A 14,281-nucleotide genomic window follows, 5' to 3' on the forward strand; every position below is an offset into this window, starting at 1 on the left:
CGTGACAGAAGTTAATGATAATAACGTTTATTTGACTTTAGATGATAAAAAGAGTGACGAATTTATCTTAAAGCAAAATCTTGATGCGCTGAGAAAAACTAAAAACGATGAGATGGCGCGTATTACGCAAGATCTGGTTTCAATCCCGGCGACTCTGGTGCGCCTGAAGTGGCAGCATCGCCGCGAGATATATTCCCTGCAGGTGAAAGAAGAGATTTACGGTGCCGTGATGAACGCCATCATGGAGCAGCGGCCTGAACTGAAGGAGAAGATCCTGGGCCGTCTGGAGGCCAACTACCAGTACCTGCTGGCGAGAGAAACCGCCACCCTGCGACTGACCCGCAAACTGTCCGACGGCAAATACCGCACGCCGAATGTCACCTGTGTCGCACTCGATGAAGGCGTCTTACCCACCGGCCTTGCCGAAACAGAACGCTAACGTTTAACGCGCAAAAAAAAGCTGGCTTTCGCCAGCTCTCCGTTTTATTTCGCGGCCGTTTTTTCTTCGCCGACCAGACCAATTTTCAGATAACCCGCCTGATGCAGCGTGTCCATTACCTTCATCATGGTTTCATAATCCACCGTTTTATCCGCGCGGAAGAAGACGGTGGTGTCTTTCTTACCGCCGGTAAGCTGGTCCAGCGCCGGAATAACAGACGTATCCGTCACCGGATCGTTACCCAGGAACATGGATTTATCCGCTTTCACCGACAGATAGATTGGCTTTTCCGGGCGCGGCTGCGGCTGGCTGGAAGACGCCGGTAGATTCACCTTCACGTCAACCGTCGCCAGCGGCGCTGCCACCATGAAGATAATCAGCAGAACCAGCATGACGTCGATAAACGGCGTCACGTTGATTTCATGCATTTCACCGTTATCGTCCAGATTTTCGTTAAGACGCATTGCCATAGAATCAACCTACACGCAGTTTGGACGCAGAGTGCACCGGTTTAACAGAGCTGGCATTCAGGTCCAGGTCACGGCTTTGCAGCAGCAGAACCTGTGCAGCAACGTCACCCAGCGTGGCTTTGTAGCTGCCAATCATACGCGCGAAGATGTTATAGATAACCACCGCCGGGATAGCGGCAACCAGGCCGATGGCGGTCGCCAGCAGCGCTTCTGCAATACCCGGTGCCACAACGGCAAGGTTGGTGGTCTGCGTCTGGGCAATGCCGATAAAGCTGTTCATGATGCCCCAGACCGTACCGAACAGGCCGACGAACGGGGAGATTGCACCGATAGTGGCCAGATAACCGTTACCGCGGCCCATATGACGGCCAACGGCAGCGACGCGACGTTCCAGGCGGAAACCAGTACGTTCTTTAATGCCTTCGTTATCTTCACTGCCTGCGGAGAGTTCCAGCTCGTTCTGCGCTTCGTTCACTAACAGGGCGGTCAGGCTTTTCGCATGGAAAGATGAGGTCATATCAGATGCCTGATCCAGAGAGCGGGCTTCGGCCAGCTGCTGCTGCTCGCGCTTGAGACGACGCTTCTGCGAGATAAGCTCTGCGCTCTTGCTGAAGAAGATAGCCCAGGTGATCACGGACGCCAGAATCAGGCCGATCATCACAATCTTAACCACGATGTCAGCATGATGATACATGCCCCAAACGGAGAGATCCGTCTGCATCAAATTATTACCCACTCTGTATCTCCAGGACGCAAATCACAAATTCTGAGCGTAATAATATCAAAACGTCGTCGAATTGATAGTAGTTCTCATTAGTATTTACATAGTGCCGTAAATTCCGCTCACTTTCCTTGCGCTTACGCAGTAAAAATTTCTTATGCGTATTTTTCATAACATTTTCTGCTTATTCGATAAGCATCCGGGTGCACATTTTTGCAATCGTGGTAGTCTGGACGTCCAGACGTATAAAAACAGGGTTAGCGAACATGACTAAGAAGCATCTTGAAACCACGCTGGTACAGGCCGGACGCAGCAAAAAATACACGCAGGGATCGGTGAACAGCGTGATTCAACGGGCCTCCTCGCTGGTGTTTGATACCGTTGAAGATAAAAAAACAGCTACGCGTAACCGTGCCAAAGGCGGCTTGTTTTATGGTCGTCGTGGCACGCTAACCCATTTTTCGCTGCAGGAAGCGATGTGCGAACTGGAGGGCGGCGTGGGGTGTGCGCTGTTTCCGTGCGGTGCGGCGGCGGTCGCCAACACCATTCTGGCGTTTGTGGAACAGGGCGATCATATCCTGATGACCAACACGGCTTACGAGCCAAGCCAGGACTTCTGCACCAAAATTCTCAGCAAGCTCGGCGTGACGACCGGCTGGTTTGACCCGCTGATTGGTGAAGGTATTGCAGAACTTATTCAGCCGAACACGCGCCTTGTGTTCCTGGAATCTCCCGGTTCCATCACCATGGAGGTGCACGACGTACCGGCCATCGTAAGGGCCGTGCGCAGCAAAGCGCCAGAGGCGATCATCATGATCGACAATACCTGGGCGGCAGGCGTGCTGTTTAAGGCGCTGGAGTTTGATATTGATATCTCCATTCAGGCGGCGACCAAATACCTGATAGGGCACTCCGACGGTATGATCGGCACGGCTGTGTCTAACGCCCGCTGCTGGGATCAACTGCGCGAGAATGCTTACCTGATGGGCCAGATGGTTGATGCCGACACCGCCTACATGACCAGCCGCGGCATCCGCACGCTCGGTGTGCGTTTGCGTCAGCACCATGAAAGCAGCCTGAAGATAGCCGAATGGCTGGCGCAGCACCCTCAGGTGGAACGCGTTAATCATCCGGCATTACCGGGCAGTAAAGGCCACGAATTCTGGCAACGAGATTTTACGGGCAGCAGTGGGTTGTTCTCGTTTGTTCTCAAAAAACGGCTGAATAACGACGAGCTGGCACACTATCTGGATCATTTTTCCCTCTTCAGCATGGCCTACTCCTGGGGCGGGTTTGAATCGCTGATCCTGCCGAACCAGCCGGAACAGATCGCCGCTCTGCGTCCTGGCGGCGAAGTGGACTTCAGTGGAACCCTGATCCGACTGCATGTTGGTTTAGAAAATGTGGACGATTTAATTGCGGATTTAGCGGCAGGGTTTGCGCGTATCGTGTAAAGTGCTGGCTGAAAATGTACTCCCTGGACGCTTTTGTGAACACTGCGCACGGAAAAGTCTGCATGAGTTGCGTCCGCGATCAAACCCGGTGGGCGAAATAGGGAGTACAATAGCGCTATATCTGCTGTTCCACAGGAAAGTCCATGGCTGTTATTCAAGATATTATCGCTGCGCTCTGGCAACACGATTTTGCTGCGCTGGCGGACCCGCATGTTGTGGGTATTGTCTATTTCGTGATGTTCGCGACACTGTTTCTGGAAAATGGATTACTGCCAGCCTCATTTTTACCCGGTGACAGCCTGCTTCTGCTTGCAGGGGCATTAATCGGCAAGGGCGTCATGGACTTCGCACCAACGATGGTGATCCTTACTTCTGCCGCCAGCCTGGGCTGCTGGCTGAGCTATATGCAGGGCCGCTGGCTCGGCAATACCCGCGTGGTGAAAAGCTGGCTGGCACAGTTGCCGCACAAATATCATCAGCGGGCGACCTGCATGTTTGACCGTCACGGCCTGCTGGCGCTGCTGGCGGGCCGTTTTCTGGCGTTTGTCCGCACCCTGCTGCCAACCATGGCGGGCATCTCCGGCCTCTCAAACCGCCGCTTCCAGTTCTTTAACTGGCTGAGCGCGCTGCTGTGGGTCGGCGTGGTGACAACGCTCGGCTACGCGCTGAATATGATCCCGTTAGTGAAGCGTCATGAAGATCAGGTGATGACGTTCCTGATGGTACTGCCGATTTTCCTGCTGGTTGCAGGGCTGGTGGGGACGATCGCGGTGGTAATTAAGAAAAAGTATTGCAGCGCCTGATCCCCTCACCCTGACCCTCTCCCCATAGGGGAGAGGGGAAAAAACCTAAGCTCCCTGCATGGTTCGGATGCGCGAAGCATCTTCTCCCGGCGTGACGCCGAAATAGCGCTTAAACTCCCGACTAAACTGTGACGCACTTTCATAGCCAACGCGCATCGCCGCTGCGCTGGCCTTCATACCGTCGTGGATCATCAGCATCCGCGCCTTATGCAGCCGGTAGGTTTTGAGGTACTGCAGCGGCGACGTGCTGGTCACCGATTTAAAATTATGGTGAAACGCCGAGACGCTCATGTTCGCTTCCGCCGCCAGTTGGTCAACGCTGAGGTTTTCCGTGTACTGGCTTTCAATGCGTTTCAGCACGCGGCTGATCAGGCTGAAGTGGGTCTGTCGGCTCACCAGCGCCAGCAACGCCCCGCCACCCGGCCCTAACAGCACGTGGTAGAGGATTTCGCGGATAATCTGCCTGCCGAGAATGCGCGCATCCAGTGGCCGCTCCATAACATCCAGCAGGCGTTCAATGGCGCAAAGAATTTCGTCCGATAACGTCGCTGAGTTGATCCCGCTCGCCGCAACAGACGGCTGAAACAGCTCGTCTTCGCCAATCTCCATCAGTAGCTCCTGCAACTGCAGAATATCAACATTTAGCCGAATCCCCGCCAGCGGGACCGCCTCTGTCGCGAAAGTTTCACACTCAAAGGGTAAAGGTACTGTCAGGAGCAGGTATTCATTAGTGTCGTAACGAAACACGCGTTCATTGATATAGCCAATTTTATGGCCGGAAAAGAGAAAAACGATGCCCGGCTGGTACATCACCGGCGTGCGCGTGCCTGGCTGTGTCCCGTAGAGGAGACGGATGTCCGGCAACAACGCGTCAACGTTATTCTTTTTATCTATCAATTGCTTAATCTGAGAGGTTAGCTGCAAACAGATTTCTTCGCGATTCATTTTTTCCTGCTCCGGGTACGGTTTCCGACGCACACAGTGTGCGCATTTTCTCGCGGATTCTCCAGCGCCGTGTAGAAATGGGCAAGACATCGGCAGGAATGTGCATTGAGAGCATAGCCTCAGCCAGCCACAATGTGCAGCATCAGGTAGCCTTCTGCGCCGCCACGGTTTTTCACCCACATAAGGGAACGAGCAATGAACAACTTCAATCTTCACACCCCAACCCGCATCCTGTTTGGCAAAGGCGCTATCGCCGACCTGCGCGAGCAAATCCCGGCTGACGCCCGCGTGCTGATTACCTACGGCGGCGGCAGCGTGAAAAAAACCGGCGTGCTGGATCAGGTTTACAGCGCGCTGGAAGGTCTGGACGTACGTGAGTTCGGCGGCATCGAACCAAACCCGTCTTACGAAACGCTGATGAACGCGGTGAAAATCGCCCGCGAAGAGAACATTACTTTCCTGCTGGCGGTCGGCGGCGGTTCTGTACTGGACGGCACAAAATTCATCGCCGCTGCAGCGCACTACGCGGACGGCATCGATCCGTGGCATATCCTGGAAACCCGCGGCAGCGACATTAAAAGCGCGATCCCGATGGGCTCCGTACTGACTCTGCCCGCTACCGGTTCGGAGTCCAACAAAGGCGCGGTCATCTCGCGTAAAACCACGGGTGATAAGCAGGCCTTTATGAACGAACACGTTCAGCCTGTGTTCGCCATTCTGGACCCGGTTTACACCTACACCCTTCCTGCCCGCCAGGTGGCTAACGGTGTGGTCGACGCCTTTGTTCACACCGTTGAGCAGTACGTTACCTACCCGGTTGATGCCAAAATTCAGGATCGCTTTGCGGAAGGCATTCTGCTGACGCTTATCGAAGAAGGCCCGAAAGCGCTGAAAGAACCGGAAAACTATGACGTGCGTGCCAACGTGATGTGGGCGGCGACTCAGGCACTGAACGGCCTGATTGGGGCGGGTGTGCCGCAGGACTGGGCGACCCACATGCTGGGCCACGAACTGACGGCGATGCATGGTCTGGATCACGCACAGACGCTGGCCATTGTTCTGCCTGCGCTGTGGAACGAAAAACGTGATACCAAACGCGCCAAACTGCTGCAGTACGCTGAGCGCGTGTGGAATATCACCGACGGTTCTGACGATGCGCGCATTGATGCGGCCATCGAAGCGACCCGCAGCTTCTTTGAAGCTCTGGGCGTGCCAACACGTCTCTCCGGCTACGGCCTGGACGGTAGCTCCATCCCTGCCCTGCTGGCAAAACTGGAAGCACACGGAATGACCCAACTGGGCGAGCACGGTGACATCACGCTGGACGTGAGCCGCCGTATCTACGAAGCGGCGCGCTAAGCGTTTTTGTTATCCCGCCTTTCGTTTTTTGACATTTCGTCCAGACTTAATGCACACCACATCGTCGGAGGAACCCTTCGACGATGAGCACCTGAAGGAGGAAAAATGGCAAACCAAACCGTAATTAAGCTGCAGGATGGCAACGTAATGCCCCAACTGGGGCTCGGTGTATGGAAAGCCGGTAACGACGAGGTCGTCTCCGCCATTCATAAAGCACTGGAAGTCGGCTATCGGTCTATTGATACCGCAGCCGCCTACAAAAATGAGGACGGCGTGGGCAAAGCCCTGGCCAGTGCTGGCGTTTCCCGCGACGAGTTATTCATTACCACCAAACTGTGGAACGACGATCAAAAGCGCCCCCGCGAAGCCCTGCAGGAGAGCCTGGATAAACTCCAGCTTGATTTCGTCGACCTGTATCTGATGCACTGGCCGGTTCCGGCAATCGATCATTACGTTGATGCCTGGAAAGGGATGATTGAGCTGCAAAAAGAGGGGCTGGTGAAGAGCATCGGCGTGTGCAACTTCCAGGTGCATCACCTGCAGCGCCTGATTGATGAAACGGGCGTGGCACCGGTGATCAACCAGATCGAGCTGCACCCGCTGATGCAGCAGCGTCAGCTTCATTCATGGAACGCGACGCACAAAATCCAGACTGAGTCCTGGAGCCCGCTGGCACAGGGTGGAGAAGGCGTTTTCGACCAGAAAATTATCCGTGAACTGGCGGATAAGTATGGAAAAACGCCGGCACAGATTGTTATCCGCTGGCATCTGGACAACGGTCTGGTGGTGATCCCGAAATCGGTCACGCCATCGCGTATCGCTGAGAACTTCGACGTCTGGGATTTCCGCCTGGACAAAGACGAACTGGGCGAGATTGCAAAGCTGGATCAGGGCAAACGGCTTGGGCCGGACCCGGATCAGTTTGGCGGGTAATAGTAAAAAAGCCGGGTGGCGGCTCCGCCTTACCCGGCCTACGCTCTGACCTGTAGGCCCGGTAAGCGCAGCGCCACCGGGCATTTTTACAGGTTTAACCGATCTTACGTTTTCCCGTTTTTTTCGTCCCCGTAGCGCCACCGTTCGAACGCTGATGCACAATCGGCGTATGTTTGGTCAGCGCCGGGCGCGTATGGCGATTCTGACGACGCGCTTCGCGCATCTCATCCAGCGTCGGGGCCGGCACCAGGCAGTCGCGGCGCGAGCCGATCAGATGTTTTTTACCCATCTCTTCCAGCGCCTGGCGGATCAGCGGCCAGTTTTTCGGATCGTGGTAACGCAGCAGCGCTTTATGCAGACGGCGCTGTTTATCCCCTTTCGGCACCACCACGTCTTCACTCTTATAGCCAATCTTACTCAGCGGGTTTTTGCCGGTGTAATACATGGTCGTCGAGTTGGCGAGCGGCGACGGGTAGAAGTTCTGCACCTGATCCAGACGGAATCGACGCTGCTTCAGCCACAGCGCCAGGTTCACCATGTCTTCATCACGGGTGCCGGGGTGTGCGGAAATGAAGTAAGGGATCAGATACTGCTCTTTCCCCGCCTGTTTTGAATAGGTATCAAACAGCTGTTTAAAGCGGTCATAGCTGCCCATGCCCGGCTTCATCATTTTGGACAGCGGGCCTTCTTCGGTGTGCTCCGGGGCGATCTTCAGATAACCACCAACGTGGTGCGTCGCCAGCTCTTTGATGTAACGCGGATCTTCCACGGCGATGTCGTAACGCACCCCGGAGGCGATCAGGATCTTCTTGATGCCTTTCAGGTCACGCGCGCGGCGATAGAGATTGATCGTCGGCTCGTGGTTAGTGTCCATATGCTGGCAGATATCAGGGTAAACGCACGACAGGCGGCGGCAGGTCTGCTCCGCACGCGGCGATTTACAACGCAGCATGTACATGTTGGCAGTTGGACCACCCAGATCGGAGATCACGCCGGTAAAGCCCGGCACCGTGTCGCGAATGGCTTCGATCTCGTTAATGATCGAATCTTCAGAGCGGCTCTGAATAATGCGACCTTCGTGCTCGGTAATGGAGCAGAATGAACAGCCGCCAAAACAGCCGCGCATGATGTTGATCGAGAAGCGGATCATCTCATATGCCGGGATACGGGCGTTGCCATAGGCAGGATGCGGAACACGTTTGTACGGCAGGGCAAAAACGCTGTCCATCTCTTCAGTCGAGAGCGGGATCGCCGGAGGGTTAATCCAGATAAACCGCTCGCCGTGCTTTTGCATCAGTGCGCGCGCGCAGCCAGGGTTGGTTTCATGGTGCAGAATACGGGACGCATGGGCGTAAAGCACCTTGTCGCTTTTCACTTTCTCAAAAGACGGCAGCAGCACGTAGGTCTTTTCCCACGGCTTCGGACGCGGTGGCTGTACGACAATGGCTTTCGCTTCGGCTTTTTTCGGTTCCACCGGTTTGTTATCCGCGCACGGCAGATCCTCGCCGTAAGGATGCGGGATCGGGTCGATTTTGCCTGGCATATCGATAATGCGGGAATCCACCCCGCTCCAGCCCGGCAGCGCTTCTTTCACCATAATCGCGGTGTTGCGCACGTCGCGGATGCTGCTCACCGGCTCGCCCTGCGCCAGACGGTGCGCCACTTCCACCAGTGGGCGCTCGCCGTTGCCGTAGATCAGCATGTCGGCTTTGGAATCCACCAGCACTGAACGACGCACGGTATCAGACCAGTAATCATAATGGGCGGTACGGCGCAGGCTCGCTTCGATGCCGCCCAGGATGACCGGCACCTCTTTCCAGGCTTCTTTGCAACGCTGAGTGTAGACCAGCGTCGCGCGGTCCGGACGTTTGCCCGCCACGTTACCGGCGGTGTAGGCGTCATCATGGCGCAGTTTACGATCCGCGGTATAGCGGTTGATCATCGAGTCCATGTTGCCTGCGGTCACACCGAAGAACAGGTTAGGTTTGCCCAGACGCATAAAGTCGTCTTTGCTGTTCCAGTCAGGCTGGGAGATGATCCCCACGCGGAAGCCCTGGGCTTCAAGCATGCGGCCACAGATCGCCATGCCAAAGCTCGGGTGATCGACATACGCATCACCCGTCACCAGAATGATATCGCAGCTATCCCAGCCCAGTTGGTCCATCTCTTCGCGGGACATCGGCAGGAACGGAGCCGGTCCAAAGCAGGCCGCCCAGTGCTGGGGCCAGGAGAAGAGGTCTCGATCCGGCTGGATCAGGGAAATTGCGCTCATAATGCTTCCGAAGAAAAAACAGACAAAAGGAGCGGGATTATACGCTGGATTATTGTGGGAAATGAAGGGGTATTTATTGCCCGGTAGCGCTTCGCTTACCGGGCCTACGGGCCTGTAGGTCGGGTCAGGCGAAGCCGCCACCCGACACGTTTACGGCGCTGGATTGACCAGCATCTGCCCCACGGAACCCCTGTCCATCATCTCCAGCGTCTGGCTGTGGAACAGGAACGGGAAGTGCGGCCACGAAGGCTGGCCATAGTAGACCAGCAGTTCAACCTGCCCATCCACCCAGACGGTATCTTTCCAGCCACGGTCTTCCGGGAACGGCATTGCCCCGTTGACGTTGCGGATCAGGAATGACACCCCTTCAATATGGAACGACTGCGGCATGTCCGAGCGAACCGTCCAGCGCTCCCAGGTGCCTTGCTGGGCAGTGATATCAATGCGATTGACGTCCCACAGCGCACCGTTGATCCCCGGATCGTCGCCCAGGCTGATATCGCGGCTGCGCACGGGCGATCCATTGAGGATCTCCTGCGGCAGTAAACGCATTGGCAGGCTATCGGTGACCAGTGGCAGCAGGCCAGTCGGGCGCAGAGTCAATACCAGCGTGGAGACCAGAATGCTCGATGGTTCGAAGAACCCGCGAATGCGATCCACAATGCTCGCCGCTTCACCGCAGGTAACAGACACTTCATCCCCGTTGGTCATGTCCACGAGAATTTCCCGACGTTCGCCCGGTGCCAGCGCCAGTTGCTTGACGGAAACCGGCGCAGGTAAAAAGCCCTGATCGCCTGAGATCACATGCAACGCGCGGCCATCACTCATCTGAAGCTGGTAGCGGCGCGAGTTGGACGCGTTAAGCAGACGCAGGCGCACCCAACCGCGAGAGACTTCGACATACGGGCTTTGTGCGCCGTTGACCAGCAGCGTGTCACCGACAAAGCCGCCGCTGCCCGGCTCGCTGTACTCCGGCGTGCCGAAGTTATCCAGACGTTTGTCCTGAATAATGACCGGGAAATCATCCACACCGTAGTGGTTCGGGATCGGCAGTGATTTGCTGATTTCATCTTCGATCAGCCACATTCCGGCGAGACCGTTATAAACCTGCTGCGCCGTGCGGTTAGGGGTGTTGGCGTGATACCACAGCGTAGCCGCGCTCTGACGGATCGGCAGCACCGGAGCCCAGTCAGCATTTGGCGACATCATGCGCGCCGCGCCGCCCATCAGCGGGCCAGGAACCTGTAAACCGCTGACGGTCATGGCGACATTTTCAGTCGTGCGGTTACTGTAAATCAGCTTAACGTCATCGCCGTTCCACACGCGGATGGTCGGCCCAAGATAGCGCCCGTTAATTCCCCAGACGGACGCGCGCGTCCCCTGGGTAAAGGACCAGTGGCTGCGCTGCAGGGTCAGGAAAAGTGGCTGCCCGCGACGGGATTCAATCAACGGCGGAATGGGCAGCGGCTGCTGCTGCCCGGCGGCGCTGGCTCTCAGCGGCATCGCACCCGCACAGAGGGCGATCCCCGAAGCCTGAATAAACTGACGCCGACTGAGTGACATATAAGCTCCATCTGAAACGACTAACAACGCGGGAATTCGTTTTCCCTGTAACGCCGGATTAAATTTTCCCGGCGGCTTCTCTCTCTGCGACTTCTTTGTCGAGCTGCGCAATATGCTGAGCCATCAGCTCACGGCAGTGTGCTGCCAGCTCGCGCACCTGATCTTTACCGTACTTACTGGTGTCCACCGGCGGCAGCATTTCGACAATAACCAGCCCGTTATTCAGACGGTTGAGATTAATCTTATTAGAAGTATTGGAAACACACACAGGAATAATTGGAACGCCTGCCGCAATTGCAGCATGAAACGCACCGGTTTTGAACGGCAGCAGGCCGCGACCACGGCTGCGCGTCCCTTCCGGGAACATCCAGATGGAGATTTTGCGTTTCTTAAAGTGATTCACCACTTCCGCAATGGTGCCGTGCGCTTTCGCGCGATTGTTACGGTCGATCAGCAGGTTACCGGTGAGCCAGTACAGTTGACCGAAAAACGGTATCCACAACAGGCTCTTTTTCCCTACGGTCACGGTCGGCGGCAGTACGATGTTTGAGGCCGTCACCATATCGTAGTTGTTCTGATGATTTGCGATATAAATGGCGTTCCCGAAATGCTCAGCTCCTTCAGGCAGGCGTTTTTCAACCTTCAGACCAAACAGTGGCGCAAGACGACCAAACATATGCCCAAAGGTGGCAACATGCTTTGGATTACGCGGGCTGAACAGGCAATAGATGCAGCCGAAAACACAGACCAGAATGCAGTAGATAACGGTAAGAATGAGACGAACAATGTATAGCATAGCGACCTCTGAAGCCCCAACAGCGACAATTATACTTCACCTGTGGCCAGGTAAGGACTTTATTACGAGCGCGTATTGTTAATCGCAACGCACGAATTAACAACGTTTTTACGGGAAATTTTCCTGAAATACCCCCTCCGGAACAGAGGGGGCTAAATCTGGTTACGCTTCGCTGTCGTCCGCTTTTGGACGAACCGGAGAATCAACATCTATCCGGTCGATACGCTGCAGGCCACGCATCAGTGAACCGCGGCGACCGCGCTCACCGACTACCTTCTGCAACTCTTCCGGACGAAGTTTGATTTTACGTTTGCCGACATGAATGGTCAGCGTGCTCTGCGGCGGCAGAAGGAAGAGGTGCGCCAGGCCATCTTCGCCTTTTGCTGCTTCCGCCGACGGAATGTTAATGATCTTGTTGCCTTTCCCTTTCGACAGCTCCGGCAGATCGCTGACCGGGAACATCAGCATACGTCCGGCAGCGGTGATCGCCAGCAGCATGTCGCTCTCGTTCTCAATCACCAGCGGCGTCATGACGTGCGCGTTATCCGGCAGGCTGATCAGCGCCTTACCGGCACGGTTGCGCGACACGAGATCATTGAAAGTACAGATAAAGCCGTAACCAGCGTCAGAGGCCATCAGCAGTTTTTGGTCGTCGGCTTCCATCAGCATATGCTCAACGGTCGCACCCGGCGGCAGCGTCAGCTTGCCGGTGAGGGGCTCGCCCTGCCCACGCGCAGATGGCAGCGTGATTGGGTCGATGGCGTAGCTGCGGCCCGTGGAGTCGATAAACGCCACCGGCTGGTTACTCTTCCCTTTCACCGCCGCTTTGAAGCTGTCGCCGGATTTATAACTCAGCCCCGGCGCGTCGATATCGTGACCTTTGGCGCTACGCACCCAGCCGCTTTGCGACAGCACAATGGTCACCGGCTCGGACGGCTGCATGTCGTGCTCGTTCATCGCCTTCGCTTCTTCGCGCTCGTGCAGCGGAGAACGACGGTCGTCGCCGAAGGCATCGGCATCGGCCTGCAGCTCTTTCTTCAGCAGGTTATTCATCTTGCGCTCGGAGGCGAGGATCGCCTGCAGCTGATCGCGCTCTTTTTCCAGCTCGTTCTGCTCACCGCGGATCTTCATCTCTTCCAGTTTGGCGAGATGGCGCAGCTTCAGTTCGAGGATCGCTTCGGCCTGGGTTTCGCTGATACCAAAGCGCGACATCAGCGCGGGCTTCGGCTCGTCCTCGGTACGAATGATCTCTATCACTTCGTCAATATTGAGGAACGCCACCAGCAAACCTTCAAGGATATGCAGGCGCTTAAGCACTTTTTCCAGACGATGATTCAGACGGCGACGCACCGTATCGCGGCGGAACGTCAGCCATTCGGTGAGGATCTCCAGCAGGTTTTTCACCGCCGGGCGACCATCAAGGCCGATCATGTTCAGGTTGATGCGGTAACTTTTTTCCAGATCGGTGGTGGCAAACAGGTGGTTCATCACCTGCTCCATGTCCACGCGGTTAGAACGCGGCACAATCACCAGACGAGTCGGGTTCTCGTGATCGGATTCGTCACGCAGGTCGTCCACCATCGGCAGCTTTTTATTGCGCATCTGGGAGGCGATCTGTTCCAGCACTTTCGCGCCAGAAACCTGGTGCGGCAGCGCGGTGATCACCACCGCACCATCTTCTTTTGTCCATACCGCGCGCATACGCACGGAGCCGCGACCGTTCTGGTAGATTTTGCGGATTTCCGCGCGCGAGGTGATGATCTCTGCTTCGGTCGGGTAGTCCGGCCCCTGCACGATATCCAGCAGATCGTCCAGCGAGGTTTTCGGCTGTTCAATCAGGGTGATGGCGGCTTTCGCCACTTCACGCAGGTTATGCGGCGGAATGTCCGTCGCCATACCGACCGCAATACCGGTAGTACCGTTCAGCAGGATGTTCGGCAGACGCGCAGGCAGCATCTTCGGCTCCTGCATCGTACCGTCGAAGTTTGGCACCCAGTCGACGGTGCCCTGCCCCAGCTCGCCCAGCAGCACTTCGGCATATTTAGACAAACGGGATTCGGTATAACGCATCGCCGCGAAGGATTTCGGATCGTCCGGCGCACCCCAGTTCCCCTGCCCGTCCACCAGCGGATAGCGGTAAGAGAACGGCTGCGCCATTAACACCATCGCTTCATAACAGGCGCTGTCACCGTGCGGATGGTATTTACCCAGTACGTCACCGACGGTACGGGCGGATTTTTTGAACTTGGCGGTGGCGTTCAGCCCCAGTTCGGACATCGCATAGACGATGCGGCGCTGAACGGGCTTCAGGCCATCCCCGATAAACGGCAACGCCCTGTCCATGATGACGTACATGGAGTAGTTCAGGTAGGCGTTTTCCGTGAATTCATGTAGCGCGAGGCGCTCTGCCATATCGCTCATTACGTGTGATTCCTCAACTCAGAAACCGATGGGTTTCAGGCAATATTGCCGCAGATACTACCTTATCTGACGAGTTGAGTCACAAAGAAAAAGGGCCGGATGAGC

12 protein-coding genes are annotated in these 14,281 nt (G+C 56.0%); 5 read left to right on the forward strand and 7 right to left on the reverse strand.

Annotation, left to right across the window (positions count from 1 at the left end; genetic code table 11):
* Window position 1: 1 nt before the first annotated feature.
* A complete protein-coding gene (locus tag EoCCA6_RS07990) occupies window positions 2-439 on the forward strand; it encodes a cytoplasmic protein (RefSeq protein ID WP_152082232.1) in 438 nt (145 codons plus the stop codon).
* A gap of 44 nt (window positions 440-483) precedes the next feature.
* Here the strand turns inward: EoCCA6_RS07990 and exbD are convergent, their stop codons facing one another.
* On the reverse strand, window positions 484-909 hold the full coding sequence (gene exbD / locus EoCCA6_RS07995) for a TonB system transport protein ExbD (RefSeq protein WP_006178535.1): 426 nt from the start codon (window positions 907-909) through the stop codon (window positions 484-486).
* 4 nt (window positions 910-913) lie between these two features.
* The gene (exbB, locus tag EoCCA6_RS08000; RefSeq protein ID WP_152082233.1) at window positions 914-1,645 is read right to left on the reverse strand and encodes a tol-pal system-associated acyl-CoA thioesterase; all 732 of its coding nucleotides are present in this window, start codon (window positions 1,643-1,645) and stop codon (window positions 914-916) included.
* A 251-nt stretch (window positions 1,646-1,896) separates the two neighbouring features.
* Here exbB and metC point away from each other — a divergent pair, with 251 nt between their 5' ends.
* Window positions 1,897-3,084 (forward strand): cystathionine beta-lyase, encoded by a 1,188-nt coding sequence (metC, locus tag EoCCA6_RS08005; protein WP_152082234.1) that lies wholly within the window; start codon window positions 1,897-1,899, stop codon window positions 3,082-3,084.
* A 143-nt stretch (window positions 3,085-3,227) separates the two neighbouring features.
* A complete protein-coding gene (gene yghB, locus EoCCA6_RS08010) occupies window positions 3,228-3,887 on the forward strand; it encodes a DedA family general envelope maintenance protein YghB (protein ID WP_152082235.1) in 660 nt (219 codons plus the stop codon).
* Window positions 3,888-3,932: 45 nt separating this feature from the next.
* Here the strand turns inward: yghB and EoCCA6_RS08015 are convergent, their stop codons facing one another.
* A complete protein-coding gene (locus EoCCA6_RS08015) occupies window positions 3,933-4,832 on the reverse strand; it encodes an AraC family transcriptional regulator (protein WP_152082236.1) in 900 nt (299 codons plus the stop codon).
* Window positions 4,833-5,027: 195 nt separating this feature from the next.
* On the opposite strand from EoCCA6_RS08015, the gene yqhD reads away from it, so the two are divergent.
* Together yqhD and dkgA are read left to right on the forward strand one after the other, a co-directional pair.
* Window positions 5,028-6,191, forward strand: a complete 1,164-nt coding sequence (yqhD, locus tag EoCCA6_RS08020; protein WP_152082237.1) for an alcohol dehydrogenase — start codon at window positions 5,028-5,030, stop codon at window positions 6,189-6,191.
* Between the two features lie 105 nt (window positions 6,192-6,296).
* Entirely contained in the window at window positions 6,297-7,124 is an 828-nt protein-coding gene (gene dkgA / locus EoCCA6_RS08025; protein ID WP_152082238.1) for a 2,5-didehydrogluconate reductase DkgA, read from the forward strand.
* A 94-nt stretch (window positions 7,125-7,218) separates the two neighbouring features.
* Here dkgA and EoCCA6_RS08035 read toward each other — a convergent pair whose 3' ends face one another.
* The 4 genes from EoCCA6_RS08035 to parC all read right to left on the reverse strand — a co-directional run bounded on the left by EoCCA6_RS08035 (window position 7,219) and on the right by parC (window position 14,176).
* Entirely contained in the window at window positions 7,219-9,396 is a 2,178-nt protein-coding gene (locus EoCCA6_RS08035; RefSeq protein ID WP_152082239.1) for a YgiQ family radical SAM protein, read from the reverse strand.
* A gap of 150 nt (window positions 9,397-9,546) precedes the next feature.
* Window positions 9,547-10,959, reverse strand: a complete 1,413-nt coding sequence (ftsP, locus tag EoCCA6_RS08040; RefSeq protein ID WP_152082240.1) for a cell division protein FtsP — start codon at window positions 10,957-10,959, stop codon at window positions 9,547-9,549.
* A 58-nt stretch (window positions 10,960-11,017) separates the two neighbouring features.
* A complete protein-coding gene (gene plsC, locus EoCCA6_RS08045) occupies window positions 11,018-11,755 on the reverse strand; it encodes a 1-acylglycerol-3-phosphate O-acyltransferase (RefSeq protein WP_152082241.1) in 738 nt (245 codons plus the stop codon).
* A gap of 162 nt (window positions 11,756-11,917) precedes the next feature.
* Window positions 11,918-14,176, reverse strand: coding sequence for a DNA topoisomerase IV subunit A (parC, locus tag EoCCA6_RS08050; RefSeq protein ID WP_152082242.1), 2,259 nt, complete (start codon window positions 14,174-14,176; stop codon window positions 11,918-11,920).
* Window positions 14,177-14,281 lie beyond the last annotated feature (105 nt).

Source organism: Enterobacter oligotrophicus, assembly GCF_009176645.1.
Lineage (GTDB): Bacteria > Pseudomonadota > Gammaproteobacteria > Enterobacterales > Enterobacteriaceae > Enterobacter > Enterobacter oligotrophicus.

Coding starts and splice junctions, on each gene's coding strand:
- EoCCA6_RS08035 (WP_152082239.1), bottom strand. CDS start 9,396: ATGAGCGCAATTTCCCTGATCCAGCCGGATCGAGACCTCTTCTCCTGG.
- ftsP (WP_152082240.1), bottom strand. CDS start 10,959: ATGTCACTCAGTCGGCGTCAGTTTATTCAGGCTTCGGGGATCGCCCTC.
- EoCCA6_RS08015 (WP_152082236.1), bottom strand. CDS start 4,832: ATGAATCGCGAAGAAATCTGTTTGCAGCTAACCTCTCAGATTAAGCAA.
- metC (WP_152082234.1), top strand. CDS start 1,897: ATGACTAAGAAGCATCTTGAAACCACGCTGGTACAGGCCGGACGCAGC.
- yqhD (WP_152082237.1), top strand. CDS start 5,028: ATGAACAACTTCAATCTTCACACCCCAACCCGCATCCTGTTTGGCAAA.
- exbD (WP_006178535.1), bottom strand. CDS start 909: ATGGCAATGCGTCTTAACGAAAATCTGGACGATAACGGTGAAATGCAT.
- parC (WP_152082242.1), bottom strand. CDS start 14,176: ATGAGCGATATGGCAGAGCGCCTCGCGCTACATGAATTCACGGAAAAC.
- plsC (WP_152082241.1), bottom strand. CDS start 11,755: ATGCTATACATTGTTCGTCTCATTCTTACCGTTATCTACTGCATTCTG.
- yghB (WP_152082235.1), top strand. CDS start 3,228: ATGGCTGTTATTCAAGATATTATCGCTGCGCTCTGGCAACACGATTTT.
- dkgA (WP_152082238.1), top strand. CDS start 6,297: ATGGCAAACCAAACCGTAATTAAGCTGCAGGATGGCAACGTAATGCCC.